Source organism: Enterobacter sp. PL1, assembly GCF_945957325.1.
In the GTDB taxonomy this organism is placed as follows: Bacteria; Pseudomonadota; Gammaproteobacteria; order Enterobacterales; family Enterobacteriaceae; genus Enterobacter; species Enterobacter roggenkampii.
Window position 1 is genome coordinate 49,997 of the sequence record NZ_CAMFKT010000001.1, and the last position, 24,256, is coordinate 74,252.

Consider the following 24,256-nt stretch of genomic DNA (forward strand, 5'->3'; position numbering starts at 1 on the left):
GGAGGTGGAGGCGCTTTGGTATCCGACTTATTTTGGGTTGTTGGCTGAGGCTTATTTTCACTGATTGGTTTATTAGACTCACTCATGTAATTCTCCATGTTTGATGTGGTTACTTCTGGCGATCTGACCATACCAAATGTAGAGATATGCTGCTATAGGGCTGCAACCATTCACAGGCTGCGAACTTGCGTGGCCTTTTTTTATCCGCGCCACGCCCGGCGCATAAAACCTGCAGAGCTTTTCGGGGTGAGCCTTTGGAATGGTCGTGTGACTGTTCTGCAGGGCGACCACTCCGGGCGAAGGCTCACCTCAAAAGGATAGTCACATGAAAAAAGTCATCATGGCCGCTATTGCGGTCGCTTCGCTGTGCCTGAGTAACGCCGCTTCGGCTGCGGATGTCGTTATCACTACGGGTCAACAGGGCCTGACCTATAACGCGGTGTACGGCGTTAATCTCGCCAGCGCACTCAGCGAGTATGGTTACAGCTCGACGGTGATCCCCAGTAAAGGCTCTCTGGACAATCTCGACAAGGTCGCCAGCGGTACCGCCCAGATCGGTTTCACTCAGGCTGATGCTTTCCAGTTCTGGCGCAGCCGCCACAGCAACGAAGCGCAGAAGGTGGACATCATCGGCGAGCTGGCTGATGAATGCGTTTTTGTCGCGGTGAAGAAGGGCGGCAAGGTCAGCGATGAAGGTGATTTAAAGGCAGGTGTGAAAATCGCGGTCGGTGAGCCCTCCAGCGGATCGTATGCATCCTGGCAATATCTGCAGGGGCTGGAAAAGGATTACGCCAAAGTAGAGACCTATGCCAAAGGCGGTGTGCGCTCGCTGGCGAAAGTCACCACTGGCGAGTATGACGCCTTCCTTTGGGTATCTGCGCCGGACCGGTCGAATAAGTTTCTGGAGGCGGTTAATCAGGAAGGCAGCGGCCTGACGATGATCGATATGAACGGCTGGCACGTTGACGATAAATTGCCGAACGGGAAGCCGGTGTACGAGATGAAAAAGGCGGTTACCGAATCCGGCTGGCTGAGTGATTCGAAGGTGAAGGTTCCCTGCACTAAGACGCTGGTGGTCGCCAATACCGATGCCGGTGATGACATGCTGGAAACGGCCTCGACTGTCCTGCTGAAAAACCTGAGCCGGGTACTCGGCACCAACGGTAAGTAATCATGCTGCGCAGGCTGTGTTTCTGGGCGCTGTTTGTCGTTCTACTGTTCGTAGCCTGGCGGGTGGCTGGCATGCTGATGGATCTGGTTCTGCTGGTGGTTATCGTCGGGGCGCTGGCGGTGTGCTGGCCAATCAGAATAAAAAGAGGCTGACGGGCTCAGCCTCTTTAAGATAAAGATCAGCGCATGATCAATACCGCTTCTTAAAAGTATTTTTAAGCTTTTTCCTGTCCTTGGTGTAAGAAACGAAAGAAAGTACAGCGACTATAAAAAGAACTACCGCCAGTGCTAAAATGAGTAAATTTGCCATGCAGGTTTAATCCCGTGAAATGTATGTGGACATTTTTGTTTTTTGTGGGGAGGATTCTATGGTGAGGGTAAGAAAAATCCTAATCAATAGTTTTGGTAAATTTATAATTTTAGATGATTTTTTATTGTTGTTATTGAAATTATATTTCATGCATTGATTATGCATAATCCGACTGATTATTGAATCTTAAGGAAGAAGTTAGCGCACTGGTATCGCAGCATGTTGACTAAGTGAATGTTGCATAGCTAATGTATGCGCGTGGTGAATCCCCCTATGCGGAGGGGCGTAACCTCAGCTACCGGAGATAAGCTTCCACCCTTTTCTGATTAGCATGGTTAATGCGAGTTAAGGTGTTTAACCAAAGACTCACCGGGAGGCACCCGGCACCACAGCCAATATAAAAATGATGATAGCCGGAAGGCCCACTCGGTGGGCCTTTTCTTTGGGCGAAAAAAAGCCCGCTTAGAGATGGTTAAATCAGCGGGCGCATTAAGGTGACATGCAAAAGTTGGACACCTGATGGTTCAGCTCAGGTAGCGCGATAATATCACTGCTTTTAAAGAAGTAAATCCGAATCACAGGGCTGCCAACAGGCGGCTCTTTCTGTTTTGGTCGCCAGAACGTCACTCACTTTGTGCTTTGTCGTAAATTCATCTGGTGGCCATTCCCCACTTCACACAGCGCCATCCGTCATCAACGGAGGTGAGGTTATGACAAAAATGAGCACCATTTACAGCAGACTTTCATACGGCACCGGGACCGCACTGACGGGCTGCGGTGTCTCAGCAAAGGCGTATGCCGGGGCAGTTAAGGCAGAGGTATGGATTTTGGCCGACAAAATAGCGGGGATGACCCTGAGTGACTGGGCAATTATTGTCGGTATCGCCTGCACCATTACCACCTGTGGGGTGAACTGGTACTACAGGCGGAAAGAACGCGAGGATCGGCTCAATGGCTATGACACCAAAACTGAGGAATAGCGTTATCGCTGCCATCGGCGGTGGCGCCATAGCCATTGCTTCTGCGCTCATCACAGGCCCGACTGGTAACGATGGTCTTGAAGGTGTGCGATATGTTCCCTATCAGGATGTGGTAGGCGTCTGGACTGTCTGCTATGGCCATACTGGCAAAGACATCATGCTCGGCAAGAAGTACACCGAGGCTGAATGCCGTGCGCTGCTCAGCAAAGACCTGAACACCGTTGCTCGCCAGATTGACCCATACATCCAAAAGCCGATCCCCGAGACAATGCGCGGGGCGCTTTACTCATTCGCGTATAACGTCGGCGCTGGCAACTTCCAGACCTCCACAATGCTGCGCAAAATCAACCAGGGCGACCAGAAAGGTGCATGTGATCAGCTTCGCCGCTGGACCTACGCCAAGGGCAAACAGTGGAAAGGCCTGGTAACTCGCCGCGAGATTGAGCACGAAGTTTGTCTCTGGAGTCAAAAATGAGCCGATTAGCAGCCATTATCAGCGCCATTGTGATCTGCCTGATAGTCAGCCTCGGCTGGCTGGCCAGCCACTACCACGACAACGCCACCGAGTTCAAAAGGCAGCGGGACAAAGTGACTGAGCAACTCAGCCTGGCAAATGACACTATCGCTGACATGCAGACCCGCCAGAGAGACGTCGCTGCGCTCGATGTCAAATACACGAAGGAATTGTCCGATGCGAAAAAAACCATTAACGATTTGCGTCGGGATGTCGATTCTGGCGCTAAACGGCTGCGCATCGCCGCAACCTGCCCTGGAGTGCCAAAAGCCACCTCCTCCACCGGCGTGGATGATGCAGGAGCCCCCGAACTTACTCCAGACGCTCGACGGAATTATTTCGATCACCGGGACGGAATCGCAACCGCTGACAAGATGATTCGCGGCATGCAGGACTACATCAAAGAGCAGTGTCTTAAATGATTCGTTACCCAAATAACAGAGCCTGACTTCGGTCGGGCTTTTTTATGCCCGCAGTAAACCGCGCATCGCAGCGCATAACAATCCCGAGTCTTTCAGAAAGCTGAGCCTGAGAACTGCCGTATATGGTGGCGACCATCTCGGGGCGGCTTTTCTGTGCGAACAGGCTCATCTTTCTAAAAGGTAAAGACGCTATGAATAATCCGTCAGTTATTCCGGCCTTCGACTTCCGCGAAATGGTCACGACCCTCGACAACAAGATAATCACCACATCACTCAAGGTGGCGGATTACTTTGGCAAGCGACACAAAGACGTTTTGCGTGCCATACGTAACCTGAAATGCTCCGATGACTTCACCCAGCGCAATTTTGCGCCCATTGATTTCATTGATAAAAATGGCGATGTTCAGCCTATGTATAACATCACCCGCGACGGATGCATGATGCTAGTGATGGGATTCACTGGCAAAACAGCTGCCGCAGTGAAGGAGTGTTACATCAATGCCTTCAACTGGATGGCCGAGCAGCTAAACCGGCGCATGGCGATGGGTGAAGAATTGCAGCATCGCTACGCCATCAAAGAAACGCGCTCAAAGCTGAAAGGCACAATCGGCAGCCGGTTGATGAACGAGCGGAAGAAAGAGAAGCGCGTTCTGGAGCTCGAGCATGAGCACATCATGCAGGTGACGCAGCCAGAACTGCTGATTGGCTGATCGACATTACAGAGCCACTTCCAGAGGTGGCTCGATAATGTTGGAGGAAACCATGTCAACGCTTAAGGATTTATCCCGGCAGCTAAAGCAGCTGCAGAAGCAAATCCCTTTCGCCACGGCGCAAGCCATGACATCGGTAGTAAGGGATATCGCCGCAGCGCAAAAAGTGGCGCTGGGACGAAAACTGGAATCGCCGACGCCGTTCACCGTCAACTCAGTGGGCTCTGCTGGTGCCAGAAAGAACAACCTCCGCGCAAAAGTCTTTGTGCGTGATGTCGCCGCTGAATATCTCGAACCCTTTGAATTCGGCGGTGAACATAAGCTGAACAGCCAGGCTCTGCTCAATCCAAAGAACATCAAACTGAACAAATACGGCAACATGCCGCGCAACAAGCTGTCGCAGTTGAAAGCGAAGCCGAATGTGTTTGTTGGTGAGGTCAACGGTGTTGATGCTGTCTGGCAACGGCGTAAACCGAAGAAGGCGAAAAAGAAACGAGCCCGGCGCTCAGCGAATGGTACTCGCCGACCAAAGCGGAAACAGCGCGCCCCTAAGCTGCTGGTGAGGTTTGGCGATGCACTTCCTGTGACCCCTGTGTTGGGGTATATGGACCGCTCGAAGGCTATGGCAGAGGCGTTGATGCCTGCTGCATTGAGTCGTGCTATCGCAGATGCTATCAAAACGGCAAAATAACCCTCAAATGATAACCATTATCAAAATGGGTCCTTCCTGAGGCTTTTGTAAGTCACGGGCATTGCGCGCCGCAGTGTTTTCCTAGCTACAAGTTTTCAAATTTAGGTAACAGGTAACAGTTACGTTTTGTTACGTGTTAAGCTTTGTTCTTGATTACAAAAATATTTCCATCATCTGGTTGTTACCCTTGATGTTACCTCGTCTGGTTGAGTAACAGTGTCAGGTAACAGATCCGGCTGCAGGTGAGGTAACAATGAACCAGTCAGATTTTGCACGGTTACATGGTGTTAGCCGCAAGACCGTTACGATGTGGAAAAGCCGGGGATGGCTGATCATGTCCGGCGATGATATCGATGTTGCCGCTTCAAATGCACAGCTTGAAAAGTACAGGAAAAGCGTTAACCGGCCCGATAAACAGAAAACGTCTGTGCCAGAAAAAAAGAGAGCTGGCCAGGTGTTGCCTGCGCGCGAGCCGCCGGAAGAAAGTGACCCGTCACTGGAGGGGCTTGCGCGGGATTTCCTCCTTGAAAACGGCGCTGAGTTATCGCTGGATGAAGCGCGCCGGGTAAAGGAAAACTACCTGGCGTTACTGACAAAATTAGAGTTTCAGCAAAAAGATGGCCAACTCATTGAGATGGCTGCCGCCGAGGAGGTTCTTTTCAACGCCTTTCGCCAACAGCGTGACGCCTGGCTTAACTGGCCGTCAAGAGTGGCACCATTAATGGCTGCTGATCTGGGCGTGCCGGCGGACAGGATGACAGAGGTGCTGATTGAACATGTCCACAAACATATCTCAGTCCTCGGAGAACCAGAGTTTAACCCAGCAGAAGATTGAGCGTCTTCAACTGAGTGTCCGGAAAGGGTGGACACCGCCACCACGCATCAGCGTCCCGCAATGGGCCGATGATTACCGGAAGCTGGCGAAAGAAGCTGGCAGCACCTCCGGGAACTGGGAAACATCAACCGTTGAAATTGCCCGCGGTCCTATGCTGGCCGCGACGGAATCTGGCGTTCACATTATTACCGTGATGTGCTGTACCCAGTTAATGAAAACCGCGCTGCTGGAAAACCTGTTTGGTTATTTCGCGCACCTCGATCCATGCCCGATTTTGCTACTGCAGCCGAAGGAAGAGGCCGCCGAGCAGTTTTCCAAAGAACGTATCAGCCCGCTGGTTAGGGTGACGCCAGTTCTGCGTAACATCATAGGTGACTCAAAGCAGAAGAGTTCGAAAGAAACCATTCTGTATAAAGCCTTCACGGGCGGATTTCTGGCGCTGGCCGGCGCTGGTAGTCCCGATAACCTTGCGCGACGTCCGATCCGTGTTCTGCTGGCGGATGAGGTGGATAAATACCCGATAACCCGTGAGGGCGATCCCATTGCACTGGCGGAAGAGCGAACCGCCACATTTGGCCTTAACTGGCTGTCTGTGCGGGCCTGTTCGCCGACGGTTGAAGATGAAAGCCGGATTGCTGACAGTTACGAAGACTCAGATCAGCGGCGGGCCTCTGTGGTTTGCCCCCATTGCGGGCACCGACAGTTCCTTGATTTCTTCAAACATGTTCAATGGCCGAAAGAAGGCGATAAGCACCTGACCAAAGCGGCCATGATCCATTGTGAATGTTGCGGTGCTGGCTGGTCGGAAGGTGAGCGCCTGCGGGCATTACAGACAATTCGCTGGCACCAGACCAAACCATTTGAATGCTGTGGTTCCCGTCACTCACCATTAATGGAATACGACCAGAAATGGCATGAAGGCGATGAGGGGAGTGTTGATACTATCTGGCGCTGGTCGGAGTCGGAACGGCATGCCGTATACCGGGCGATTTGCCCGGACTGCGGGGCCGAGGCGCTGGATAATCACCATGCCGGGTACCAGGCGTCAAAACTCTTCAGTCCCTGGCAGAAAGATAAGCCGTCGGATATTGCGAAGAAATACCTCGATGCGAAAGGGGATCCGGATAAGGAACAGGCCTGGTGGAACACCCAGATGGGATTACCGCACCGGCCGAACCACGGCAAACAGCTCCCGGTTGATGTTCTGCTGGCGCGCCGCGAAGTCTTCCCGGCCGTCGTTCCTGATGGCGTGGCATTGTTAACTGCCGGCGTCGATACCCAGGATGACCGATTCGAAATAACGATCACTGGCTGGGGCCGGGACGAGGAATCGTGGTCAGTTGCGCATGACGTCATTTATGGCGATCTGGAAACTGAGGAACCGTGGAAGCGCCTCGATGCGTATCTGAAACAGATATGGCGACGAGGTGACGGGCGAGGGCTGAATATTCTGGCTGCATGTATGGACTCCGGCGGTCACCACACGCAAAAGGTTTATGAGTTCTGCAAAGATCGCCTTGGGCGCCGCATCTGGGCTATCAAGGGCGAATCTGCGCAGGGTGGCAAACGTAACCCCGTCTGGCCAACCAAGCGACCGACATCGAAAAGTAAAGCCAGCTTCAGGCCAATTATACTTGGCGTGAACTCTGCTAAAGATGTTGTCCGTGGTCGTCTGCATCTTGAACCGCCTGCTTTAGGTACTGCAGGTGCGGGCTATATGCATTTCCCGGATGATCGTGACCTCGGATATTTCAACCAGCTACTGGCAGAGCGACTGGTTTACAAAGTGGTGGCCGGACAGCGATTCAGTGTCTGGGAGCCCATTCCCGGCCGGGCGAACGAAGCGCTCGACTGTCTCGTATACAGCTATGCCGCGCTGTGCGGGCTCAAACATATGGGGTTAAAACTCAATGTTCGGGCCGCTAACCTTCAGGCCGATCCCGATAAGTTCCTGCCGGCGCCAGTCGAGCCAGAAGAAAAAATCAATTACGAGTTACCGGGCGCCATCGTGGAGGAAATCAGCGCTCCCGTTAAGCGTAAGAAAATTTCGAAACTTCTGCCGCAATAAGGAAAACCATGTTTAACCGAAACACGAGCTTACTTGCTGGTGGGATGACTGATGAGCAACTCAGAGACGCTCTGCAGAAAGCGCAGCAGGCTTATATCGATCTGACTACCGGCAGCCGGGGCGTCTCATTCTCCTATACGCAGGGTGATGGGACGCGCTCAGTCTCCTATCAGCAAAGCTCTCTCGCCGACCTGCTGGCGCTGATTCAGTTGCTGCAGGCGCAACTGGGAATTGTCGCCCGGCCACGGAAGCCAGTGAGGTTCAGATTCTGATGAATAAAGTGCAAATCCTTGGTCCGGACGGAAGACCTTATCAGGCACCAAAACCCAGAATGTTGACAGGTGGTAGCCGGGTGCCATATGACGCCGCGGACTCCTTCAGTGATCAACTGGCAAACTGGCAGCCCGCGTTATGGTCGCCGGATAATGAAATCAATATCTACCGTGACCGTATCGTTTCCCGTGCTCGGGATTTGGTGCGAAATGATGGGTGGGCGAACGGCGCAGTTACGCGTTTGCTGGATAATGCAGTTGGAGCGAACTTCAGGCCCATAATGAAACCAGACTACCGGGTTTTGCGGATGATGACGGGCAATAAGAGCTTCGACGCGGTTTGGGCGGAAGAGTACGGTAAAGCGCTTGCCTCACACTGGCGCACATGGGCGTATGATCCGGGCAGATACTGCGATGTTGAGCGCAAATTGACGGTGCCGCAAATGCTACGTCTGGGTTTCCGACACAAGCTGATTGATGGTGATGCCGTCTCCGTTCTGGAGTATCGACTTGATCGGCTGGGTCGTGGAAAAGGGCGTTATGCTACGACAGTACAGATTGTGGATCCTGACAGACTCAGCAACCCGCAGCAGAATTTTGATATGCCGAATATCCGCGGCGGGGTTGAAATAGATGCTGATGGAGCTCCCGTCGCTTACCACTTCCGGGAAGCCCATATCGGTGACTGGTGGAGTGGCGCCAAAACAATGACATGGCGACGAATCCCGCGCGAAACCGCATGGGGGCGCCCTCATGTCGTTCACGACTTTGATCATGAACGTGGTGCACAGCACCGGGGTAACGGAATTCTCACCCCTGTCATCCAGCGCCTGAAAATGTTGGTGAAATATGACGAGAGTGAGCTGGAAGCCGCGATCCTGAACGCTATTTTTGCGGCCTACATCGAATCGCCTTATGACCCTGAAATGGTCCAGGCGGCACTGGGAGAGAATTTCGATGATACCAGTCTTGGTGCATATCAGGACGGACGTATCGAGTTCCACAAAGACCGTCGGTTAACGCTGCAGAACGGCGCACGTATGCCAATTATGTACCCCGGTGAAAAAATCAATACGGTCAATGCGGCCCGGCCGTACAGCAACTTTGAAGTGTTTGAATCCGCAGTGCTGCGTAATTTCTCATCCGGTACGGGGTTATCTCCTCAACAGGTTACTCAGGACTGGTCTGATGTGAATTACAGCTCTGCGCGATCTTCCTTGCTGGAGGCATGGAAAACACTCACTCGCAGGCGCGATGATTTTGCTACTGGATTTGCACAACCCATTCTGACCGCCTTCGTTGAAGAAGTTCACGATAACGAGGATTTACCCCTTCCGACTAATGCTCCCGATTTTGTTGATGCCCGGGCGGCGTATTCACGTGCGCGCTGGATGGGGCCGGGGCGTGGATGGGTGGATCCGGTGGCGGAGAAAAAAGGCGCCATCCTTGGCCTCGATGCCGGTCTTTCCACTCTCGAAATTGAAGTGGGTGAAAACGTGGGTGAAGACTGGGAGGAAATTCTTGACCAGCGCCAGCGGGAAATTGAGTCCTGCCTGAAGCGCGGGCTGCCATTACCGAGTTGGGCGCAGGCGGACCAGTTCGCCAGCCAGACAATTACCGATCCGGAGGAAAAGTGAATCTACCTCATCTGGCCCAGCGCCTTTTTAATACACCGCTGGCGCTGCACCCAAGTAAAGCTGAAGTCATCATGGCATCCGTTATGGACCGGTTTGGCATCAGTAAAATCGAATCCTCTCTTGCCATGGATGATGACTGGTATGGATATGACGATAACCGGGGGCGGGAAACCCGTAGCGATCCGGGTTATGACAATGTGTTGGGCGTTGCGGTTATCCCGATTAGCGGGACGCTGGTGCAAAAGCTGGGTAGCCTGCGTCCGTACAGTGGCATGACCGGCTATGACGGCATTCGTCAGGCCTTTCTGACCGCCATGGAAGATCCCGATATTTCCGGGATTTGCCTTGATATTGATTCGCCTGGCGGCGAGGTCGCGGGATGTTTCGATCTGGTCGATGTCATTTACGGCGCCCGCGGGAAAAAGCCCATTCATGCAATTCTGACGGAATCCGCTTATTCCGCTGCCTATGCCATTGCCAGCGCAGCGGACCGGATTTCTGTTCCCCGCACCGGCGGCGTGGGTTCAGTCGGCGTGATCACCATGCACCTTGACTGGACCCAGCGGATTAAAGATGACGGTCTCAAGGTCACCATCATCACCTACGGTTCTCGTAAGGCTGAGGGGTCACCGTTGAGAGAACTGTCAGATGAAGCGCTGGCGGCTATTCAGCAGGATATCAACACCATGGGCGAATTGTTTGTGAATACCGTCGCCAGAAATCGGGGGATTAGCGCAAAGGTTATCAAAAGTACTCAGGCTGCCTGTTTTATGGCTGCTGATGGTGTGGAACTTGGACTGGCTGATGAGGTATGTCCTCCTGATGCTGCGTTCAGAAACTTACTTGAAAAAACAGGAGCCTGAAATGGCGAAGAAAAAGACATTTAGTTTTGCTCATCTCATTGGCCGTGGCGCGACTGCTTCCGAAGAGGAAGAAGACAAAAAAGCCAAAAAAGCGAAAGGCCGTCGCGCGGAAGAGGATGAGCGCGAAGATGATGCCGAGGACGATGAACGCGAAGATGACGCGGAAGACGACGAGCGTGATGATGACGCTGAAGATGACGGTGACGACCCGGATGCGGCGGAAGACGATGACGATTCCGAAGATGACGGCGACGATAACCGCAAAGAAAGTAAGGCGGTGAAAAATGCCCGCGCCGCCGAGCGTAAACGTTGTGCCCGTATCTTCGGCAGTAAGCACGCTGCGGCGAATCCTTCACTGGCTGCGTCGCTGGCATTCAATACCGGCATGAGCTCTGCTGCCGCTATCAATGTTCTGGCTTCAACCGCGCCAGCTTCACAGCCAGCCACAACCCGCAAGCGTTCACTTGACCAACGGATGCAGGACAGCCATCAGGCCCGTCTGAATCCGGACAGTGGCAAGAAAGAGAGCGGTAAATCGGCACTGGTAAACCAGATGACCGGCCTCTACAACTCCATTAAAGGAGAGAAATAATGGATCAATTTGGTCAGAATGCCTTTGCACCAGGCATGAAGAGTTCAGTGTTTATGCCGGATCAGTTGGTTGCCGGTACGCTGCAACTGGTCACCGATACCGGCACTATCACCGGCGGCGTGTATAAGCGTGGCACTGTGCTTGGCATGATCACTGCCAGTGGTAAATACACAGTCAGTGTGAAAACCGCAACGGATGGTAGCGAGACGCCGGCAGCGATTCTGGTTGATGATGTTGACGCTTCCACCCATGGCGATCAGTCCGGTGGCTTGTATCTGATGGGGGAGTTCAACCAGAATCATATTATTTTTGACACTTCCTGGACTGCGCCGGAACTGAAAACAGCACTACGTCCGCTGGCCATCTTCCTGAAAGACAGCGCCCAGGCGCCTTTAACCACCTCCTGATTTATCCCTCATCTCTCCTGGCGGATGCTTTAAACGGCAGGCGCCGACCCATTTAAAATTTATGCCAGCGTGCGGCTGGCATTAGCAAGAGACTGAATATGGAAAATATTTATGATACCAGTGTGCTGGTGCAGGTCGTTCCTAACCTGAAAACCAGTCAGAACTGGCTGCTTGATCGCTTCTTCCCGAACGTCGTGACTTATGAGACTGAAGAAGTGGCGATTGACGTGGATGTCGGCCTGCGTCGTATGGCGCCATTTGTCTCCCCACTGGTGGAGGGCAAGCTGGTCGAGTCCCGTAAATACCAGACCAATACTTTCAAACCGGCTTACATCAAAGACAAGCGGGCGCCGGACCTGCGTAAACCTATCCGCCGTCAGATCGGTGAGCGTATTGGCGGTGAATATACAGCCGCAGAACGCGAAATGTTGAACCTGCAGTTTGAGATGACTGATCAGATTGACATGATCAACCGTCGCCTGGAGTGGATGGCGGCGAGTGCGCTGGTGTCCGGTACCGTCACGGTTGCCGGGGAAGGCTATGAAACCAAAGTGGTGGATTTCGGGCGCTCTCCGGATCTGACTATTACCCTGAGTGGTTCCGATAAGTGGCCGCTGACGGTTGCCGCTGGTGCCACCAATACCCAGCCCTCTGATGATATTGAAATCTGGCAGACACTTTTCCTGAAAGAATCCGGTTCCGTCGCAACGGATCTGGTGTTCACAAGCAAATCATGGCGGGCGTTCCGACTGGATACCACCATCAAAGATAACGCCATCACGTTCCCGGCGCTGAGCCCGTTTGGTAACCAGATTAATGCTGGCCCACAGGCGATGAAGGGCGCTATTTATAAAGGGCGCTGGGGTAACTTTGACCTCTGGTTATATAACGACTGGTTTATTGACCCACTTGATAATGTCGAGAAGCCGATGATCCCCGACGGCGCTGTGATTATGTCTGGCGCCGATCTGATGGGTACCCGCGCCTTTGGCGTTATCCTTGACCCGGCATTTAACTACGGTCCTCTGGCCTATGCGCCAAAATCCTGGGTGAAAGAAGATCCGGCCCAGCGTCTTATTCTGATGCAATCCTCTCCGCTGGTTATTCCGAGCCGGGTAAATGCATCCCTCTGCGCGACGGTGGTCTGATATGGCTAAAACAACCAAAACTGTACTGGGCGATGATCTGAATGCGGAAGGAACTGCAGATGATGGTCTGAATATTGATGAGCTGAATGCAGGTGGCAGCGTTCACGAGACCCAACAGCATGACGATAAACACGGCGAACCATCAGATGATGAGGATACCGCTGAAGAAGATGACCAGGAAGAAGACGCGGAGCCTGAGTTTGTGGTGCTGAAAGGGAATTGCATTCGCCATGACGGTGAGGTCTACCGGGAAAACTCCCTTATTCCGGTCTCCGGTAAGGATGCCGAGCGTCTGCTGGCAGCAGGTGTAATTGCCGATGTCCATGCTCTGCGACAGCGCGCGTTATCTGCTGCGCGTGGTGTGAAAATTACAACGGAGTGAGCCGATGGGCGTGGACTGGGATTTACATCTTCTGAGTCCGCTCCATGGCGTGTTTGGCGATGAACATGAGTACCGTCCCCGCAACGGTACTCCTTTTACGATTAACGGTATTTTTGACCGTGGCTATGCGCAGGTTGCAGAAAACCTTGATGGTGATTCAGAAATTAACACCTCCAGCCCGATGCTGGGGGTACGTGATGCTGAATTTCGTCAGCTGGGTAAACCGCAACCTGCCGTATCTGACCGTGTGTATATCAAAACGGTCGGAGGTCAGGTCATCAATCAGTTATTTGTTGTGTCCAACGTCGAACCCGACAGCCATGGCGGCTCGCGTCTTGTTCTCAATGTGGCGAAAACCCGATGAATGCTTCCGCAATACGACACATGGTCGTGGCCGCGCTGAAAGATAAAACGGCTGCCGCCTATCGTGTTTATTCCCCACGTGACTGGGCAACCTCGCCGGACCTGTACCCCGCGCTGCTTGTTCAGACGCCATTTGATCACAAAAAGGCGCAGGGGCGAAATGTCCCGGCCTTTACCTCTTTGACCACCGTTCGCATTACTGGCCGGGTTCAGGAGTACGACAGTGAAACCACTGATGATGGCGCCATGCGCGCGGAGGTTGCGCTGGAAGAGCTCCGGGAACAGGTAGAAAGGGCGGTGATTAACAGCTACGAGTTAACCCGGAACATCCAAAAATATGCGGAGGTCCGCTCGACGATTGATGTTGATGCGGATGGTGAGGCGCATATGGGCCAGCTGCTTATCGAAATTGATATTGAGCATTATCAGGGACCGGAAGACTTTTATCCGGTCGATACGGTGCCGCTGGCGGGGATCGACATCACCATCGACATGCCGGACGGTACGCCGCAGCCGGGCGTAAAAATAGACCTTCAGGAGTAATCATGTTTGTAAAACCGAAGGACGGGCTCAGCGTTCGCTGCCCTGTCAGGGGGGAGCCTTTGCCCAAAGATGGCGCGGAGGTACCTGATAATACGTTCTGGCGTCGCCGCCTGAAGGATGGCGACGTCAGTCTGGTACCGGAAAAGGGCGTTAAAAACGCCGTAAAAAAAGAGGGCGTAATTAAATGACCGTTCCATTTTCGCGAGTTCCCGGCAATTTACGTGTGCCGCTTTTTTATGTGGAGTTTGATAACTCCATGGCCAACACGGCGACGGCTACACAACGAACGCTGTTGATTGGTCAGATGCTGGCATCAGGCTCTGCACAGGAAAAAATCCCGGTAAAAGTTTCCTCTCCTAATGCAGTGGGTGAACTCACCGGAAAAGGCTCGATGCTGCATGGCATGATGACGGCGTATCAAAAAAACGATACTGCTGCGGAGGTCTGGATCCTTCCGCTGGCTGATGATGCGGATTCGATGGCAGTGGCAACTGGCAGTATCAAGGTTGCCACACAGGCGGCAGAAACTGGCGTTATCTCTCTTTATATTGCTGGCGTTCGCGTACAACTGACCGTACTGGCGACTGACACTCCGGCTCAGATTGCCACTGCGCTGGTCGCGGCGATTACCCGCAAAACGGAACTGCCGGTGACAGCTGCTGTAAAAGCCGATTCAACGGATACCGTGACACTGACGGCCAAAAATGCCGGGTTGCTGGGCAATGGTATTGATCTCAGGATGAATTATCTCGGTGTTCAGGGTGGTGAGGTGACGCCCGCGGGCCTGACACTCACCATCACGGGCATGAGCGGTGGCGCCGGCGCGCCGGATTTTGTTGATGCCCTGGGCAACCTTCAGGATAAGACCTTTGATTTTGTCATCAACCCTTATGATGACACCGCATCATTGGACGCCATCAGAGAATTTCTGAACGATGCAACCGGTCGCTGGGCATGGGATAAACAGCTTTATGGCCACGCATTCACCACCACCAACGGCACTTACGCCGAGCTAGGCACCAAAGGGGAAACCCGTAATAACCAGCATGAGTCACTGCTTGGCGTGTACCGCTCACCATCACCGCGTTATATCTGGGCGGCGGCACTGACAGGGGCCGCTGCACCCAGCCTGCGTAATGACCCCGGACGCCCGCTACAAAGTCTGCCTGTTTATGGCGTGCTGGCACCGGACCTGGCGGATCGCTTTGAGCTGACAGAGCGCAACAACCTGCTGTACAGCGGCATCTCCACTTACACCGTGGGTGATGACGGGACGGTGATGATTGAAAACCTGATTACCACCTACCAGAAAAACAGCTATGGCGACGAAGACGACAGTTACCTGCAGGTGGAAACACTCTTTAGCCTGATGTTTGTCACGCGATATCTCCGCACTGCAGTGACCAGTAAATTTGGTCGCATGAAGCTGGCCGCGGATGGCACGCGTTTTGCGCCGGGGGCGGCGATTGTGACGCCAAACATCATCAGAGCCGATCAGATCGCGGAATACCAGACGCTGGTCTTTAACGGCTACGCGCAGGACGCTGAGGCCTTCGCCAGAAACATTATCGTGGAGCAGAACAAAACAAATCCGAACCGCGTCGATGTGTTGTGGCCGGGAACGCTTATGAACCAGCTGCGCATCTTTGCGCTGCTTAACCAGTTCCGCCTGCAGGCTGAATCAACAGGAGCATAAAACATGGCTGGAGATACCACTAATCGCCTGGCAGGTACTGCTTATGTCACCGTAAACGGGGTGACCGTTATGGTGGAGGGCTCATTTAAGTATCAGACCTCCACTGTTAACCGTACCACGCTGACAGGCATGGACGGTGTGCATGGCTACAAAGAAAAGCCGGTTGCCCCGTATATTTCTGCCCGTCTTCGCGACAGCGGCGGTACCAACGTACTGGGTTTTAACAAACAGACGAACGTCAACGTGATCGCCGAGCTGGCGAACGGAAAGACTATTATCGGTCGCGCGCTATGGACGGTGAACGTTCAGGAAGTGGAAAGTGAAGATGCAGTGTTTGATGTTCGCTGGGAAGGCCGGGACGTAACGGAGAACTAAGATGGCAGAACTTGAACGCACCAAAGTCATTCCCCTCATCAAGCCTCTGGTCGATGAGGCGCAAAAAACACGCTATGAGCAACTGGAGCTGAAGGCGCCGACACTCAGCCAGGCCGAGCAGTTCTACGAAAAGCAGGCATCGTCCACTTCACTGGCGGCGATGCGCCTGCTGATCTCGCTGGTCGCGGATACGCGGGAAAGTGTCCTTCAGCCGATGGATTTTATAGACTTCCGAAAATGTGAGGATTTTTTGCTCGGTTTTTTGACCTGGAAGCCCTGACCGCCTGGCAGGAAACGGCCGCTGACGTCACATTTTATTTCCGCTGGACAGAAGACAGGGCATGGGGCATGACCTATGCCCGTCTGAAGTGGTGGGTATCGCAGGCCTCCCGTATCAATAAACTCAGGAATACCAAACCCGATGAGTAATTCTTTCGACTTTGAGCTGGTGGCCAGCGACCAGGCGACGGAAGCCATTGAACGTATCAATGAGGCTATCCGTGATCTGGAACCAAAGCTGGATAAAACCAAAGAGGGACTCCAGTTAGGAGGACAGGAGACTCTCGATGGATTGAACGGCTTTATTTCCCGCTTCGAAAATCTGTCCAAAAATGCCCGTGATAACGTGCAGTATATCGGGGATATGGTGCCGCCGCTGAAGATGGTCGGTGAGCTCTCCGGTAAGCTGGCATCGCTGGGTGTGGTTGGAGCGGCGGGATATGGGCTAAAACAGATTGCCTACGGTTTCCATGAGGCCTCAAGGGAAGCCTATAACCTCGATGTTGCCGCGAAAAATGCGGGTATGCGAGTGGACGATTTTTCCCGACTGTCCGGTGCCATGCGGATACTGGGTGCTGATGGCGACAGTGCAAATTCCTCCATCGAGGGGATGGCTAAAAGCCTGAAGGAGGCCGCCAGCGGTGCCAACAGCCAGGTGCTCGGCGCATTGTCACAGATTGGCGTTCAGATCCAGAAAAACAACGATGGATCCGTTGATACGCTGAGAACGCTGGAATCGATAGCGCGCGTTTTCCCGAGCCTGCGACCTGACCAGCAGAAGTCGGTTTCCGATGCCCTCGGGTTGACGCCGGAAATGCTGGCGTTGATGCGTGAAGGCGTACGGATGAAAGCATTGCTGGCTAAATCTGATGAACTTGGCCTGACAGTTGATCCGGAACTTAACCGGCAATTGTCCGAGGTTAACGGCTCCATGAATGAGCTGGGCGCAGCATGGGATGGGCTGAAAAACCGTTCGAAAAACTCTCTGTTTAAGGGATTGCTTTCCGATGGCTCGGTGAAAGACGGTCTTGAAGGTGTGACCGACTTGTTCACGAATGGCGATTTCACCGGGCTGTCGCATGCGCTGGGGTTTATCAGTAGCAAGGATGCCGGGAAGCTACGCCGCATTCAGGGTGATAAGGCGCTGTATAACACCCTTTCCCGGCGCGAGCGCGGAGCGGTGGATGCCGGCTTTATGACGGATGCCGTTCGGAAACGCTACGACGCGCAATATGGTGCCAGTGACAGAGCTGAACAACTCCGTAATGATTTGTCTGTCATCCTGCCAGCAGGTGCAGCAGCTCCACGCGGAGAGGTGAATTACAGCCAGCCATCTAACCAGGCACTGGGCCTCAGAAATAATAACCCGGGCAATCTCCGGATCGCGCCTAATGCGACCGGGGTGAATCGTGGTTTCGTCACTTATGACAACAGCAACGACGGGCTGGCGGCAATGGCCCGGCAACTGATGTTATATGGCGATCGTGGGAATAACACGCTTAACAGCGTGATCCACACTTATGCGCCACGCTCGGAAAATGATACGCAGTCCTATATCAATTCAGTATCGGCCGCGACAGGTATTCAGCCCCGGCAGCAGATGGATCTGCATAACCCGGAGGTGCTGAAGTCAGTCATGGCGGCCATGATTCAGCATGAGAATGGGGCGCAGCCATATTCTGAAGATGAGATACGTGCGGCAATTCAGACGGCTATCAGTGATCCGCGTTGGTCTGGTCTTCGTGACAGCCGTGTGCTCAGCCAGCAGAGAGAGAACATCCTCGTACCACAACCGGACAAGTTTGACAGTTCCTCAATCCTGACAGCTTCCGGTAATGGGAGAGATCCGGTCAGTGAAAACCTGACCCGGTCTCTCAAAGAGGCGATGGCCGACCAGAAAATGAAGCTGGAAATCACCCTGGTCAACGATAAGGGTGAGAAGAAAACCTATAACGTCGAGGATAACGGCAGAATAACAACCGCCATGAATTACTAACCCTATTAAACCGCCACCCTGGCGGTTTTTTAATTCAGGAGGCCTGATGGCAATTATCCAGGATGCAATAACTTCTCTGATGGGGGGAGGCGGTAGCGAGGACTGGTTGAGCCAACTACGTCCCGGCTCGTTTCGGGGCGTGCCTTTTGCTGTGGTGAACGAGGAAGGCAGTCATGGCCGGCGGCAGGCGGTTCATGAATATCCCTACCGTGATACTGCCTGGATTGAGGATATGGGGCGCGGGACACGGCGATTTATTATCCGCGGCTTTCTTGTTCAAAACAGCCTGGTTTATGGCGGCGGTGATGTTATTTCCCAGCGGCAGTCATTGATTGATGCCTGTGAAACCAGAGGAAGTGGCACGCTTATCCATCCCACTCTGGGGGAGATGACCGTTTCCATACCCGAGAACGGCTTACGACTCTCCGGCTCTGCCGAAAACGGCCGTTCGTTTGAATTTACTCTGATGGTAATTGAGTCGGGGTTAAAGGTCTTCGCTGTTACCGACAGCGCCGCCGCGGGGGATACCGTTGGCACCAACTATCTGAAGCTGGTCAGTACGGCAGTTGCCAGTACTCTCGCAAGAATTAAAAGCGAGATCCGTGGTGTGTCGCAGGGGATTCAGACTATCAAGGGAACCGTGACGTTCTGGACCAATATGGTGGATAACACCATCAGTGAAGTAACAAACGTCAGCAACGTGTTGAATTCTACGTTCGGTAATAATCGTTACGGGCGTTACAGCAAGGGGAGCGTGGGCGGGAGTTCGTCGGGTATTAACGGCAAGCGTGATGCCGATGACTCAGAAGCCTATCAGGCGTTGTCTGAACAGGTTTCCGCCCGGGCCGTAATGGACCGCCAGGGTGTACTGGATACAACCGCTGTACTGAGTGAATCTGTATCGGTCGATGAATTGGTTCAGGGCGTTGCCGATGTGATCAATCGAATACTGGCCAGTGCCGGCGGGGTAAGTGACAAAATTGCCGCGTTTGAAAAACTGGCGGCTTCAACCAGTACCGAATACCAGCGCTCCGAAAGCAGCCAGCAACTGGCTGGCACAATTAACACGCTGATCATTGTGCTGTGTACCGGGGCAATGACGAATGCTGCCGCCGATTATAACCCTACCAGCCGTAATGAGGCCGAAGACATCACGCAACGCGTAGCCGCGCAAATGGATACGGCGTTACTACTGGCGGGTGACCGTGGCGATGACGATCTCTACTCGGCACTGATGGGAGTGAGAACCGCTTTCCTGAATGCCATGGCTCAGATTTCATCCGGGCTGAGTGAGCTGATGCAAATCAATACGGCTGCGCCGGTTCCTGCTCTGGTACTGGCAAATCGACTCTATCAGGATGCCTCGCGTGCAAATGAACTCATACAGGAGGCCAGCGTTCCGCATCCTGCATTTATGCCGACGACGATGAAGGTGTTGAGACAATGAGTACGGACAACGATCAGGAGATCGTCTCTCTCACAGTGGGCGGGAAAATCATTGAGGGGTGGGATTCTGTGCGGGTGACCCGTGGCATTGAGCGTTTCCCCTCCGATTTTGACCTGGGGCTGATGGACTATTTTCCGGGCAGCGACCAGAAGCAACTGGTAAAGGAAGGAATGCCCTGTCAGGTAAAGCTCGGTAGCGATCTGGTCGTGACGGGTTATGTTGATGACTGGTCGCCTGCTATTTCCCGTTCGCGCCATGAGGTCAGAGCCTCAGGCCGTAGTAAGTGCGCAGATCTCGTGGATTGCTCCGCAGAATGGCCAAATAACGTCATTAATAACAGCAATGCGCTTGAGATAGCGTCCCGCCTCGCATCCCATTACAACATTCAGGTAAGTACAGACGTTGATGACCTGGTGAAAGTCCCACAATTTTCCCTGAACTGGGGGGAGTCACCGCAGGAAATTCTTGATCGTGTTTCCCGCTGGTCGGCATTGCTTTATTACGATCAGCCTGACGGAAACTTATTTCTGACCCGGGTGGGGACAGCGCGCGCAGCCAGCGGTATCGCTGAAGGGGTAAATATTGAACAGGCTTATTACCGCCGTTCGATGGCTGACCGCTTTTCTGATTATGTCGGCGTATCGATGAGCATCTCTCCGATAGCAGGATTTTCGCCGGATACGGCTTATGACTCTGTGACGCTGGCGACGGCACGCGATCCGGAGGCCGCCAGTATGCGTTACCGAAAACGGATCATTATTGTTGAAAGTACGCTGATGGCTTCCCAACAGGCACAGCGCGCTATTGACTGGGAGATGAACCGCCGATATGGCCGTTCCCGCCAGTTGACGGTGACGATTGACTCATGGCGCGATAAGTCCGGGAAATTATGGGAGCCAAACACTCTCATCCCGGTCAACATCCCCAGTCTTCAGCTGCCTGACACGGAAATGCTTATCGCTGAGGTAACTTATATCAGAGACAGTGACGGCACCCATGCACGACTTTATCTGATGCCGCCGGAGGCTTTCAGTGTCCAGCCGTACGCTTTCTATCAGCAAATACCCGGACTAAACCAATGAATCAAAATTTAAAGAAATCGGCCACGCGCATAGCCGGCATGCTGGGCATTGGCCGTATTACCACGCAGAAAGATAGCGGGGCTGTGCAGGAAATCCAGTACCAGACTCCGTTGGAAGTGGCCAGCGCCCCACGGCTCTCTGATTTTGGTTTTTCATCGGGGTTGCCGGCGGGATCGGATGTGGTCATTGCCTTCCTCGGCGGAGACCGCTCCAGTCCCGTCGTCATTGCTTCCAACCATCAAAGCTTCCGGTATACCGGGCTTAAGCCAGGCGAAACCGTAGTCTATAACCAGCAGGGGATGAATATTCATCTGACCGAGGCGGGAATTTTCATTGATGCAAAAGGCAAAGATGTAGAGATCAACAATGCCAGAAACATTACCGCGACGGCAACAGAGCAGGTAAAGCTGGTCGCACCAAAACTCCTGGTGACGGGTGACATCATCGATAACTGCGAGACGAATGCCACAACGTTAAAAGCGTTACGCGATGCTCACAATGATCATGACCATGACGTTAAGGAAGTTCAGTCCGGTGACAGCACCGTTACCAGTGAAAAAACAGAGAGTCAGGTATGAGTGATATTTCCTCATTCTGGGATGTGGATGCCATTCATGCTGACTGGCAAACCGGTAACGGCGTACTGACATCTGAGAATGATATGCACACGGCCATTATTATCAGTTTGTTTACTGACGGACTGGCGCGCGCTGATGATGATTATGAAGGAACTGACCGCCGCGGCTGGTGGGGGGATCTGGACAGCGACCTAAATATTGGCTCAAGGCTGTGGCTACTGCGGCGTGAAAAACTGACGCGCGAAGTGGCGATGAGAGCTGAAGATTACGCCGAAGAGGCTCTGGCCTGGATGAAGTCGGATGGTATTGCTGCAGCTATAGAGGCTCAGTCAGAGATTGTTTTCCCGAACAGGCTGAACCTCATCATCCGGTATTTGCCGCCGGCGGGGGACTGGCAGGAGTTCAAATTCTTCTGGCTATGGGAGCAACTGAATAATGCCATTTAAACGGAAAACACTGAGCGAACTGCGCGAAGAGAATCGCCAGTTTATGCAGGCAGAGCTTGAAAGCGTCGGCGCGCTGCTACGGTTTGGAAACCTTAAGGTGCTCGCTGATATGGATGCGGGCATGGCCCATCTGCACTATGCCTACCTGGATTATATTGCCCGTCAGAGCACGCCATTCACCTCTACCGATGAGTGGCTTGCAGGATGGATGGCACTTAAGCAGATATACCGAAAAGCCGCCACTGCGGCACGTTCTCCGGCAGCGACCGTTACCGGGACACCGGGTAAGACACTGTCAAAAGGGGCCGTATTAAACCGTGATGATGGTTACCAGTACACAACCGATAGCGCCATAACGATTAACACCGCTGGCAGTGCGACGGTCGCCGTAACAGCGGTTTTGCCGGATATTACAGACGATGTGACTGGAGGCGGGGCTTCCGGAAATGCCGATGCTGGCACCATTCTTACACTGGATGCTAATGCCCCCGGCATAGACAGCTCGGTTACGCTGATTGAGCCCGCCACCGGCGGCGCCAACATTGAAAGTGAAGAGGATTTCCGTTTACGTGGTCTGCTGGCATATCAGAATCCCCCGCAGGGCGGGAGTGACACTGATTATAAAAGCTGGGCTTTATCCGTGTCGGGGATCACCAGGGCATGGATACGGCGCCGGGGGATGGGGCCGGGTACCGTGGTGATTTACATCATGTGCGACGGCGATGATAAAACCAATCATGGATTCCCTGTAGGTACTGACGGTGTCTCTCAACTGGAAGAGTGGGGGGCGGTAAAAGCCACCGGGGATCAGGGGAGAGTTGCCGATTATATGTATCCGCTTGCGCCTGTTACCTCCCTTAACTATGTGTGTTCACCAATCCGGCGCGAAGTTAACTTTGATATAGCGGGTATACAGAGTGCTGACAGCACCGTTGTGCAGGCTATCAAAGATGCCATCAATGACCTGTTTTTTGATGAAGGTAACCCGGACGGAACGGGGAAAATTTATCTGTCAGATCTCAACCGGGTAATCAGCTCCGTAAGCGGCACAACAGGGTATTCGCTTGAGCAGCCGGCAGCTAATATTGTGCTGGCCATCGGGGAGCTTCCTGTTCTCGGGGAGGTGATATTCTCATGAGCCTGTATTCACAGGATGATTATGCACAGAGTTTACATTCCCTGTTACCAAACGGGCGCGCATGGCCACGCGAAAAAGGTAGCGTGCAGTATGCCGTACTGAAAGCGCTGGGGAGAGCGTTCGCCCGATCTGATTCGAGTGCTCAGGGGCTGATTACCGGGGCTTTCCCGTCTACGGCAACAATGATGCTTCCGGAATGGGAAAGTACGCTGGGATTACCTGATGACTGCTCTATCGGCGAAATAAGCAGTATTGGCGATCGACAGCGCGCGGTGGTGGCAAAATTTATCAGTAACGGCGGCCTGAACCGGGCCTACTATATCGGTGTTGCCGAAGCGCTGGGATATACCATCAAGATAACGCAGTTTCGCCCGGCAATGGCCGGAATGTCAGTGTGTGGAGATGCGCTGAACGGTGATGAATGGCCGTTTACGTGGTTAATTACTGCCCCTGAAACGACAATCAAATATACCGTAGCGGGTCAGGCTTATTGCGGCGATCCTTTGCGTGCCTGGGGCAATAAACAACTCGAATGCACACTTAGCAAAATAGCGCCTTCACACCTTAATCTGCTGTTCGGCTACGCCCAGTAACAGCCAACCCTCTTTTTCTGAAAACTATCGCTTAATGAAGTGAGGATACTCCATGCTCAAAATTAGTGATGTTGAGCCGTCAACAGCGCTTGATGGATTGTTTACCGACGGCAATGTTGCTGGTGGTATTTCGCCAACACGGCTTGTTGCTGCGTGGTTTAACGTGATTCAGACTGAACTGGTGAATGTTGTTGAGAGTTCCGGGATGGATCTAGACCCAGATGATTCGACACAGGTATTACAGGCGCTGACAAAAATGTTTCTCAGCCGCTCAAACCCGTTTGCTGATATTGCGGCGGATGGTTCAGAGGCAATTGCTCAGGCCCTCTCGAATCTTGGTATCGATACGGCATTGGCAGAAAAATCCGACCTTGCTACTGGCGTGTTGTCCAGTAGTGGATATATCAAAATCCCTATTTCAGTCAGCGGTAATTCCTCCACTTTGATTTTACAGTGGGGGACGTTCACCGGGAAAACCTCATCGTCTGCCGGTACCGATAATGTTTATGAAAACTCGTCGATTTATGTTACATGGCCGATTACGTTCCCAACGGGAGTTCTTCAGGTTATTACGGGAGGATCTTCTGATGTACCAGGCGCAGGCGTTCAGGAGATAGCCTGGAATTTAGCGAAAACTAATACGGGTGCCACCTTTGGTGTTTCTTGTCGTGAGGCTTCTGCCTCAATGTCTGGTTCTTATATTGCAATTGGATATTAAA

31 protein-coding genes are annotated in these 24,256 nt (G+C 53.1%); 30 read left to right on the forward strand and 1 reads right to left on the reverse strand.

All coding sequences use genetic code 11. The features are described from left to right. Positions 1-325 precede the first annotated feature (325 nt). Both N6P30_RS00295 and N6P30_RS00300 read left to right on the forward strand, forming a co-directional pair. A complete protein-coding gene (locus N6P30_RS00295) occupies positions 326-1,171 on the forward strand; it encodes a TAXI family TRAP transporter solute-binding subunit (RefSeq protein WP_170826749.1) in 846 nt (281 codons plus the stop codon). A 2-nt stretch (positions 1,172-1,173) separates the two neighbouring features. Beyond that, complete coding sequence (locus N6P30_RS00300) at positions 1,174-1,323, forward strand: hypothetical protein (protein ID WP_032692691.1); 150 nt, start codon at positions 1,174-1,176, stop codon at positions 1,321-1,323. 37 nt (positions 1,324-1,360) lie between these two features. On the opposite strand, the gene N6P30_RS24605 is transcribed toward N6P30_RS00300, so the two are convergent. Continuing rightward, positions 1,361-1,480, reverse strand: a complete 120-nt coding sequence (locus N6P30_RS24605) for a small membrane protein (protein WP_048334541.1) — start codon at positions 1,478-1,480, stop codon at positions 1,361-1,363. 710 nt (positions 1,481-2,190) lie between these two features. Between N6P30_RS24605 and N6P30_RS00305 the strand changes: the two genes are divergently transcribed. The 28 genes from N6P30_RS00305 (at position 2,191) to N6P30_RS00440 (ending at position 24,255) form a co-directional block, all read left to right on the forward strand. Beyond that, entirely contained in the window at positions 2,191-2,460 is a 270-nt protein-coding gene (locus N6P30_RS00305) for an HP1 family phage holin (RefSeq protein WP_012542609.1), read from the forward strand. Further along, positions 2,438-2,935, forward strand: coding sequence for a lysozyme (locus tag N6P30_RS00310; protein WP_099501475.1), 498 nt, complete (start codon positions 2,438-2,440; stop codon positions 2,933-2,935). The genes N6P30_RS00305 and N6P30_RS00310 overlap by 23 nt, the downstream gene beginning before the upstream one ends. After that, positions 2,932-3,396, forward strand: a complete 465-nt coding sequence (locus N6P30_RS00315) for a lysis protein (protein ID WP_260629922.1) — start codon at positions 2,932-2,934, stop codon at positions 3,394-3,396. Before N6P30_RS00310 ends, N6P30_RS00315 begins: the two co-directional genes overlap by 4 nt. A 191-nt stretch (positions 3,397-3,587) precedes the next feature. After that, positions 3,588-4,106, forward strand: a complete 519-nt coding sequence (locus N6P30_RS00320) for a Rha family transcriptional regulator (RefSeq protein WP_001064347.1) — start codon at positions 3,588-3,590, stop codon at positions 4,104-4,106. Positions 4,107-4,158: 52 nt separating this feature from the next. Continuing rightward, the gene (locus N6P30_RS00325) at positions 4,159-4,797 is read left to right on the forward strand and encodes a hypothetical protein (protein WP_025713576.1); all 639 of its coding nucleotides are present in this window, start codon (positions 4,159-4,161) and stop codon (positions 4,795-4,797) included. A gap of 253 nt (positions 4,798-5,050) precedes the next feature. Next, positions 5,051-5,632, forward strand: coding sequence for a hypothetical protein (locus N6P30_RS00330; RefSeq protein WP_099721601.1), 582 nt, complete (start codon positions 5,051-5,053; stop codon positions 5,630-5,632). Continuing rightward, positions 5,574-7,700, forward strand: a complete 2,127-nt coding sequence (locus N6P30_RS00335) for a phage terminase large subunit family protein (protein ID WP_073546096.1) — start codon at positions 5,574-5,576, stop codon at positions 7,698-7,700. The genes N6P30_RS00330 and N6P30_RS00335 overlap by 59 nt, the downstream gene beginning before the upstream one ends. Before the next feature lie 8 nt (positions 7,701-7,708). Continuing rightward, on the forward strand, positions 7,709-7,972 hold the full coding sequence (gene gpW, locus N6P30_RS00340) for a gpW family head-tail joining protein (RefSeq protein WP_000483310.1): 264 nt from the start codon (positions 7,709-7,711) through the stop codon (positions 7,970-7,972). Then, positions 7,972-9,609, forward strand: a complete 1,638-nt coding sequence (locus N6P30_RS00345; RefSeq protein ID WP_073546095.1) for a phage portal protein — start codon at positions 7,972-7,974, stop codon at positions 9,607-9,609. Before gpW ends, N6P30_RS00345 begins: the two co-directional genes overlap by 1 nt. Beyond that, the gene (locus tag N6P30_RS00350) at positions 9,606-10,472 is read left to right on the forward strand and encodes a S49 family peptidase (protein ID WP_073546094.1); all 867 of its coding nucleotides are present in this window, start codon (positions 9,606-9,608) and stop codon (positions 10,470-10,472) included. Before N6P30_RS00345 ends, N6P30_RS00350 begins: the two co-directional genes overlap by 4 nt. A gap of 1 nt (position 10,473) precedes the next feature. After that, positions 10,474-11,064: a hypothetical protein gene (locus N6P30_RS00355; RefSeq protein ID WP_073546093.1), complete on the forward strand. Its 591-nt coding sequence runs from the start codon at positions 10,474-10,476 to the stop codon at positions 11,062-11,064. After that, positions 11,064-11,471, forward strand: a complete 408-nt coding sequence (locus N6P30_RS00360) for a head decoration protein (protein WP_073546092.1) — start codon at positions 11,064-11,066, stop codon at positions 11,469-11,471. Before N6P30_RS00355 ends, N6P30_RS00360 begins: the two co-directional genes overlap by 1 nt. A gap of 98 nt (positions 11,472-11,569) precedes the next feature. Beyond that, positions 11,570-12,619, forward strand: a complete 1,050-nt coding sequence (locus tag N6P30_RS00365; RefSeq protein WP_021543308.1) for a major capsid protein — start codon at positions 11,570-11,572, stop codon at positions 12,617-12,619. 1 nt (position 12,620) lies between these two features. Next, positions 12,621-13,001 (forward strand): hypothetical protein, encoded by a 381-nt coding sequence (locus N6P30_RS00370; protein WP_223362246.1) that lies wholly within the window; start codon positions 12,621-12,623, stop codon positions 12,999-13,001. A 4-nt stretch (positions 13,002-13,005) separates the two neighbouring features. Continuing rightward, positions 13,006-13,365: a hypothetical protein gene (locus tag N6P30_RS00375; protein WP_049267342.1), complete on the forward strand. Its 360-nt coding sequence runs from the start codon at positions 13,006-13,008 to the stop codon at positions 13,363-13,365. After that, positions 13,362-13,907, forward strand: coding sequence for an ATP-binding protein (locus N6P30_RS00380; RefSeq protein WP_073546090.1), 546 nt, complete (start codon positions 13,362-13,364; stop codon positions 13,905-13,907). Before N6P30_RS00375 ends, N6P30_RS00380 begins: the two co-directional genes overlap by 4 nt. Before the next feature lie 2 nt (positions 13,908-13,909). After that, a complete protein-coding gene (locus N6P30_RS00385) occupies positions 13,910-14,095 on the forward strand; it encodes a DUF2635 domain-containing protein (RefSeq protein WP_021543312.1) in 186 nt (61 codons plus the stop codon). After that, positions 14,092-15,603 (forward strand): phage tail sheath subtilisin-like domain-containing protein, encoded by a 1,512-nt coding sequence (locus tag N6P30_RS00390; protein ID WP_073546089.1) that lies wholly within the window; start codon positions 14,092-14,094, stop codon positions 15,601-15,603. The genes N6P30_RS00385 and N6P30_RS00390 overlap by 4 nt, the downstream gene beginning before the upstream one ends. Positions 15,604-15,606: 3 nt before the next feature. Continuing rightward, positions 15,607-15,978, forward strand: coding sequence for a phage tail tube protein (locus N6P30_RS00395; protein WP_000896639.1), 372 nt, complete (start codon positions 15,607-15,609; stop codon positions 15,976-15,978). Between the two features lies 1 nt (position 15,979). Then, the gene (locus tag N6P30_RS00400; RefSeq protein WP_049268061.1) at positions 15,980-16,258 is read left to right on the forward strand and encodes a phage tail assembly protein; all 279 of its coding nucleotides are present in this window, start codon (positions 15,980-15,982) and stop codon (positions 16,256-16,258) included. Positions 16,259-16,399: 141 nt separating this feature from the next. Next, entirely contained in the window at positions 16,400-18,253 is a 1,854-nt protein-coding gene (locus N6P30_RS00405; protein ID WP_049268059.1) for a hypothetical protein, read from the forward strand. Positions 18,254-18,299: 46 nt separating this feature from the next. Further along, a complete protein-coding gene (locus N6P30_RS00410) occupies positions 18,300-19,700 on the forward strand; it encodes a DNA circularization protein (RefSeq protein WP_049268058.1) in 1,401 nt (466 codons plus the stop codon). After that, positions 19,697-20,782, forward strand: coding sequence for a phage baseplate assembly protein (locus N6P30_RS00415; RefSeq protein ID WP_073546088.1), 1,086 nt, complete (start codon positions 19,697-19,699; stop codon positions 20,780-20,782). Before N6P30_RS00410 ends, N6P30_RS00415 begins: the two co-directional genes overlap by 4 nt. Further along, entirely contained in the window at positions 20,779-21,360 is a 582-nt protein-coding gene (locus N6P30_RS00420) for a phage baseplate assembly protein (RefSeq protein ID WP_073546087.1), read from the forward strand. The genes N6P30_RS00415 and N6P30_RS00420 overlap by 4 nt, the downstream gene beginning before the upstream one ends. Beyond that, complete coding sequence (locus N6P30_RS00425) at positions 21,357-21,806, forward strand: phage GP46 family protein (protein WP_047719064.1); 450 nt, start codon at positions 21,357-21,359, stop codon at positions 21,804-21,806. The genes N6P30_RS00420 and N6P30_RS00425 overlap by 4 nt, the downstream gene beginning before the upstream one ends. Next, positions 21,796-22,944 (forward strand): baseplate J/gp47 family protein, encoded by a 1,149-nt coding sequence (locus tag N6P30_RS00430; RefSeq protein ID WP_073546086.1) that lies wholly within the window; start codon positions 21,796-21,798, stop codon positions 22,942-22,944. Before N6P30_RS00425 ends, N6P30_RS00430 begins: the two co-directional genes overlap by 11 nt. Then, positions 22,941-23,537 (forward strand): YmfQ family protein, encoded by a 597-nt coding sequence (locus N6P30_RS00435; RefSeq protein ID WP_025713554.1) that lies wholly within the window; start codon positions 22,941-22,943, stop codon positions 23,535-23,537. Before N6P30_RS00430 ends, N6P30_RS00435 begins: the two co-directional genes overlap by 4 nt. 52 nt (positions 23,538-23,589) lie before the next feature. After that, the gene (locus N6P30_RS00440; RefSeq protein ID WP_053090488.1) at positions 23,590-24,255 is read left to right on the forward strand and encodes a hypothetical protein; all 666 of its coding nucleotides are present in this window, start codon (positions 23,590-23,592) and stop codon (positions 24,253-24,255) included. The last annotated feature ends 1 nt before the right edge of the window (position 24,256 follow it).

Excerpts from the sequence above, each read along its gene's own strand:
- N6P30_RS00295 (WP_170826749.1), top strand. The coding sequence starts at position 326 with ATGAAAAAAGTCATCATGGCCGCTATTGCGGTCGCTTCGCTGTGCCTG.
- N6P30_RS00300 (WP_032692691.1), top strand. The coding sequence starts at position 1,174 with ATGCTGCGCAGGCTGTGTTTCTGGGCGCTGTTTGTCGTTCTACTGTTC.
- N6P30_RS24605 (WP_048334541.1), bottom strand. The coding sequence starts at position 1,480 with ATGGCAAATTTACTCATTTTAGCACTGGCGGTAGTTCTTTTTATAGTC.
- N6P30_RS00305 (WP_012542609.1), top strand. The coding sequence starts at position 2,191 with ATGACAAAAATGAGCACCATTTACAGCAGACTTTCATACGGCACCGGG.
- N6P30_RS00310 (WP_099501475.1), top strand. The coding sequence starts at position 2,438 with ATGACACCAAAACTGAGGAATAGCGTTATCGCTGCCATCGGCGGTGGC.
- N6P30_RS00315 (WP_260629922.1), top strand. The coding sequence starts at position 2,932 with ATGAGCCGATTAGCAGCCATTATCAGCGCCATTGTGATCTGCCTGATA.
- N6P30_RS00320 (WP_001064347.1), top strand. The coding sequence starts at position 3,588 with ATGAATAATCCGTCAGTTATTCCGGCCTTCGACTTCCGCGAAATGGTC.
- N6P30_RS00325 (WP_025713576.1), top strand. The coding sequence starts at position 4,159 with ATGTCAACGCTTAAGGATTTATCCCGGCAGCTAAAGCAGCTGCAGAAG.
- N6P30_RS00330 (WP_099721601.1), top strand. The coding sequence starts at position 5,051 with ATGAACCAGTCAGATTTTGCACGGTTACATGGTGTTAGCCGCAAGACC.
- N6P30_RS00335 (WP_073546096.1), top strand. The coding sequence starts at position 5,574 with ATGTCCACAAACATATCTCAGTCCTCGGAGAACCAGAGTTTAACCCAG.
- gpW (WP_000483310.1), top strand. The coding sequence starts at position 7,709 with ATGTTTAACCGAAACACGAGCTTACTTGCTGGTGGGATGACTGATGAG.
- N6P30_RS00345 (WP_073546095.1), top strand. The coding sequence starts at position 7,972 with ATGAATAAAGTGCAAATCCTTGGTCCGGACGGAAGACCTTATCAGGCA.
- N6P30_RS00355 (WP_073546093.1), top strand. The coding sequence starts at position 10,474 with ATGGCGAAGAAAAAGACATTTAGTTTTGCTCATCTCATTGGCCGTGGC.
- N6P30_RS00360 (WP_073546092.1), top strand. The coding sequence starts at position 11,064 with ATGGATCAATTTGGTCAGAATGCCTTTGCACCAGGCATGAAGAGTTCA.
- N6P30_RS00365 (WP_021543308.1), top strand. The coding sequence starts at position 11,570 with ATGGAAAATATTTATGATACCAGTGTGCTGGTGCAGGTCGTTCCTAAC.
- N6P30_RS00370 (WP_223362246.1), top strand. The coding sequence starts at position 12,621 with ATGGCTAAAACAACCAAAACTGTACTGGGCGATGATCTGAATGCGGAA.
- N6P30_RS00375 (WP_049267342.1), top strand. The coding sequence starts at position 13,006 with ATGGGCGTGGACTGGGATTTACATCTTCTGAGTCCGCTCCATGGCGTG.
- N6P30_RS00380 (WP_073546090.1), top strand. The coding sequence starts at position 13,362 with ATGAATGCTTCCGCAATACGACACATGGTCGTGGCCGCGCTGAAAGAT.
- N6P30_RS00385 (WP_021543312.1), top strand. The coding sequence starts at position 13,910 with ATGTTTGTAAAACCGAAGGACGGGCTCAGCGTTCGCTGCCCTGTCAGG.
- N6P30_RS00390 (WP_073546089.1), top strand. The coding sequence starts at position 14,092 with ATGACCGTTCCATTTTCGCGAGTTCCCGGCAATTTACGTGTGCCGCTT.
- N6P30_RS00395 (WP_000896639.1), top strand. The coding sequence starts at position 15,607 with ATGGCTGGAGATACCACTAATCGCCTGGCAGGTACTGCTTATGTCACC.
- N6P30_RS00400 (WP_049268061.1), top strand. The coding sequence starts at position 15,980 with ATGGCAGAACTTGAACGCACCAAAGTCATTCCCCTCATCAAGCCTCTG.
- N6P30_RS00405 (WP_049268059.1), top strand. The coding sequence starts at position 16,400 with ATGAGTAATTCTTTCGACTTTGAGCTGGTGGCCAGCGACCAGGCGACG.
- N6P30_RS00410 (WP_049268058.1), top strand. The coding sequence starts at position 18,300 with ATGGCAATTATCCAGGATGCAATAACTTCTCTGATGGGGGGAGGCGGT.
- N6P30_RS00415 (WP_073546088.1), top strand. The coding sequence starts at position 19,697 with ATGAGTACGGACAACGATCAGGAGATCGTCTCTCTCACAGTGGGCGGG.
- N6P30_RS00420 (WP_073546087.1), top strand. The coding sequence starts at position 20,779 with ATGAATCAAAATTTAAAGAAATCGGCCACGCGCATAGCCGGCATGCTG.
- N6P30_RS00425 (WP_047719064.1), top strand. The coding sequence starts at position 21,357 with ATGAGTGATATTTCCTCATTCTGGGATGTGGATGCCATTCATGCTGAC.
- N6P30_RS00430 (WP_073546086.1), top strand. The coding sequence starts at position 21,796 with ATGCCATTTAAACGGAAAACACTGAGCGAACTGCGCGAAGAGAATCGC.
- N6P30_RS00435 (WP_025713554.1), top strand. The coding sequence starts at position 22,941 with ATGAGCCTGTATTCACAGGATGATTATGCACAGAGTTTACATTCCCTG.
- N6P30_RS00440 (WP_053090488.1), top strand. The coding sequence starts at position 23,590 with ATGCTCAAAATTAGTGATGTTGAGCCGTCAACAGCGCTTGATGGATTG.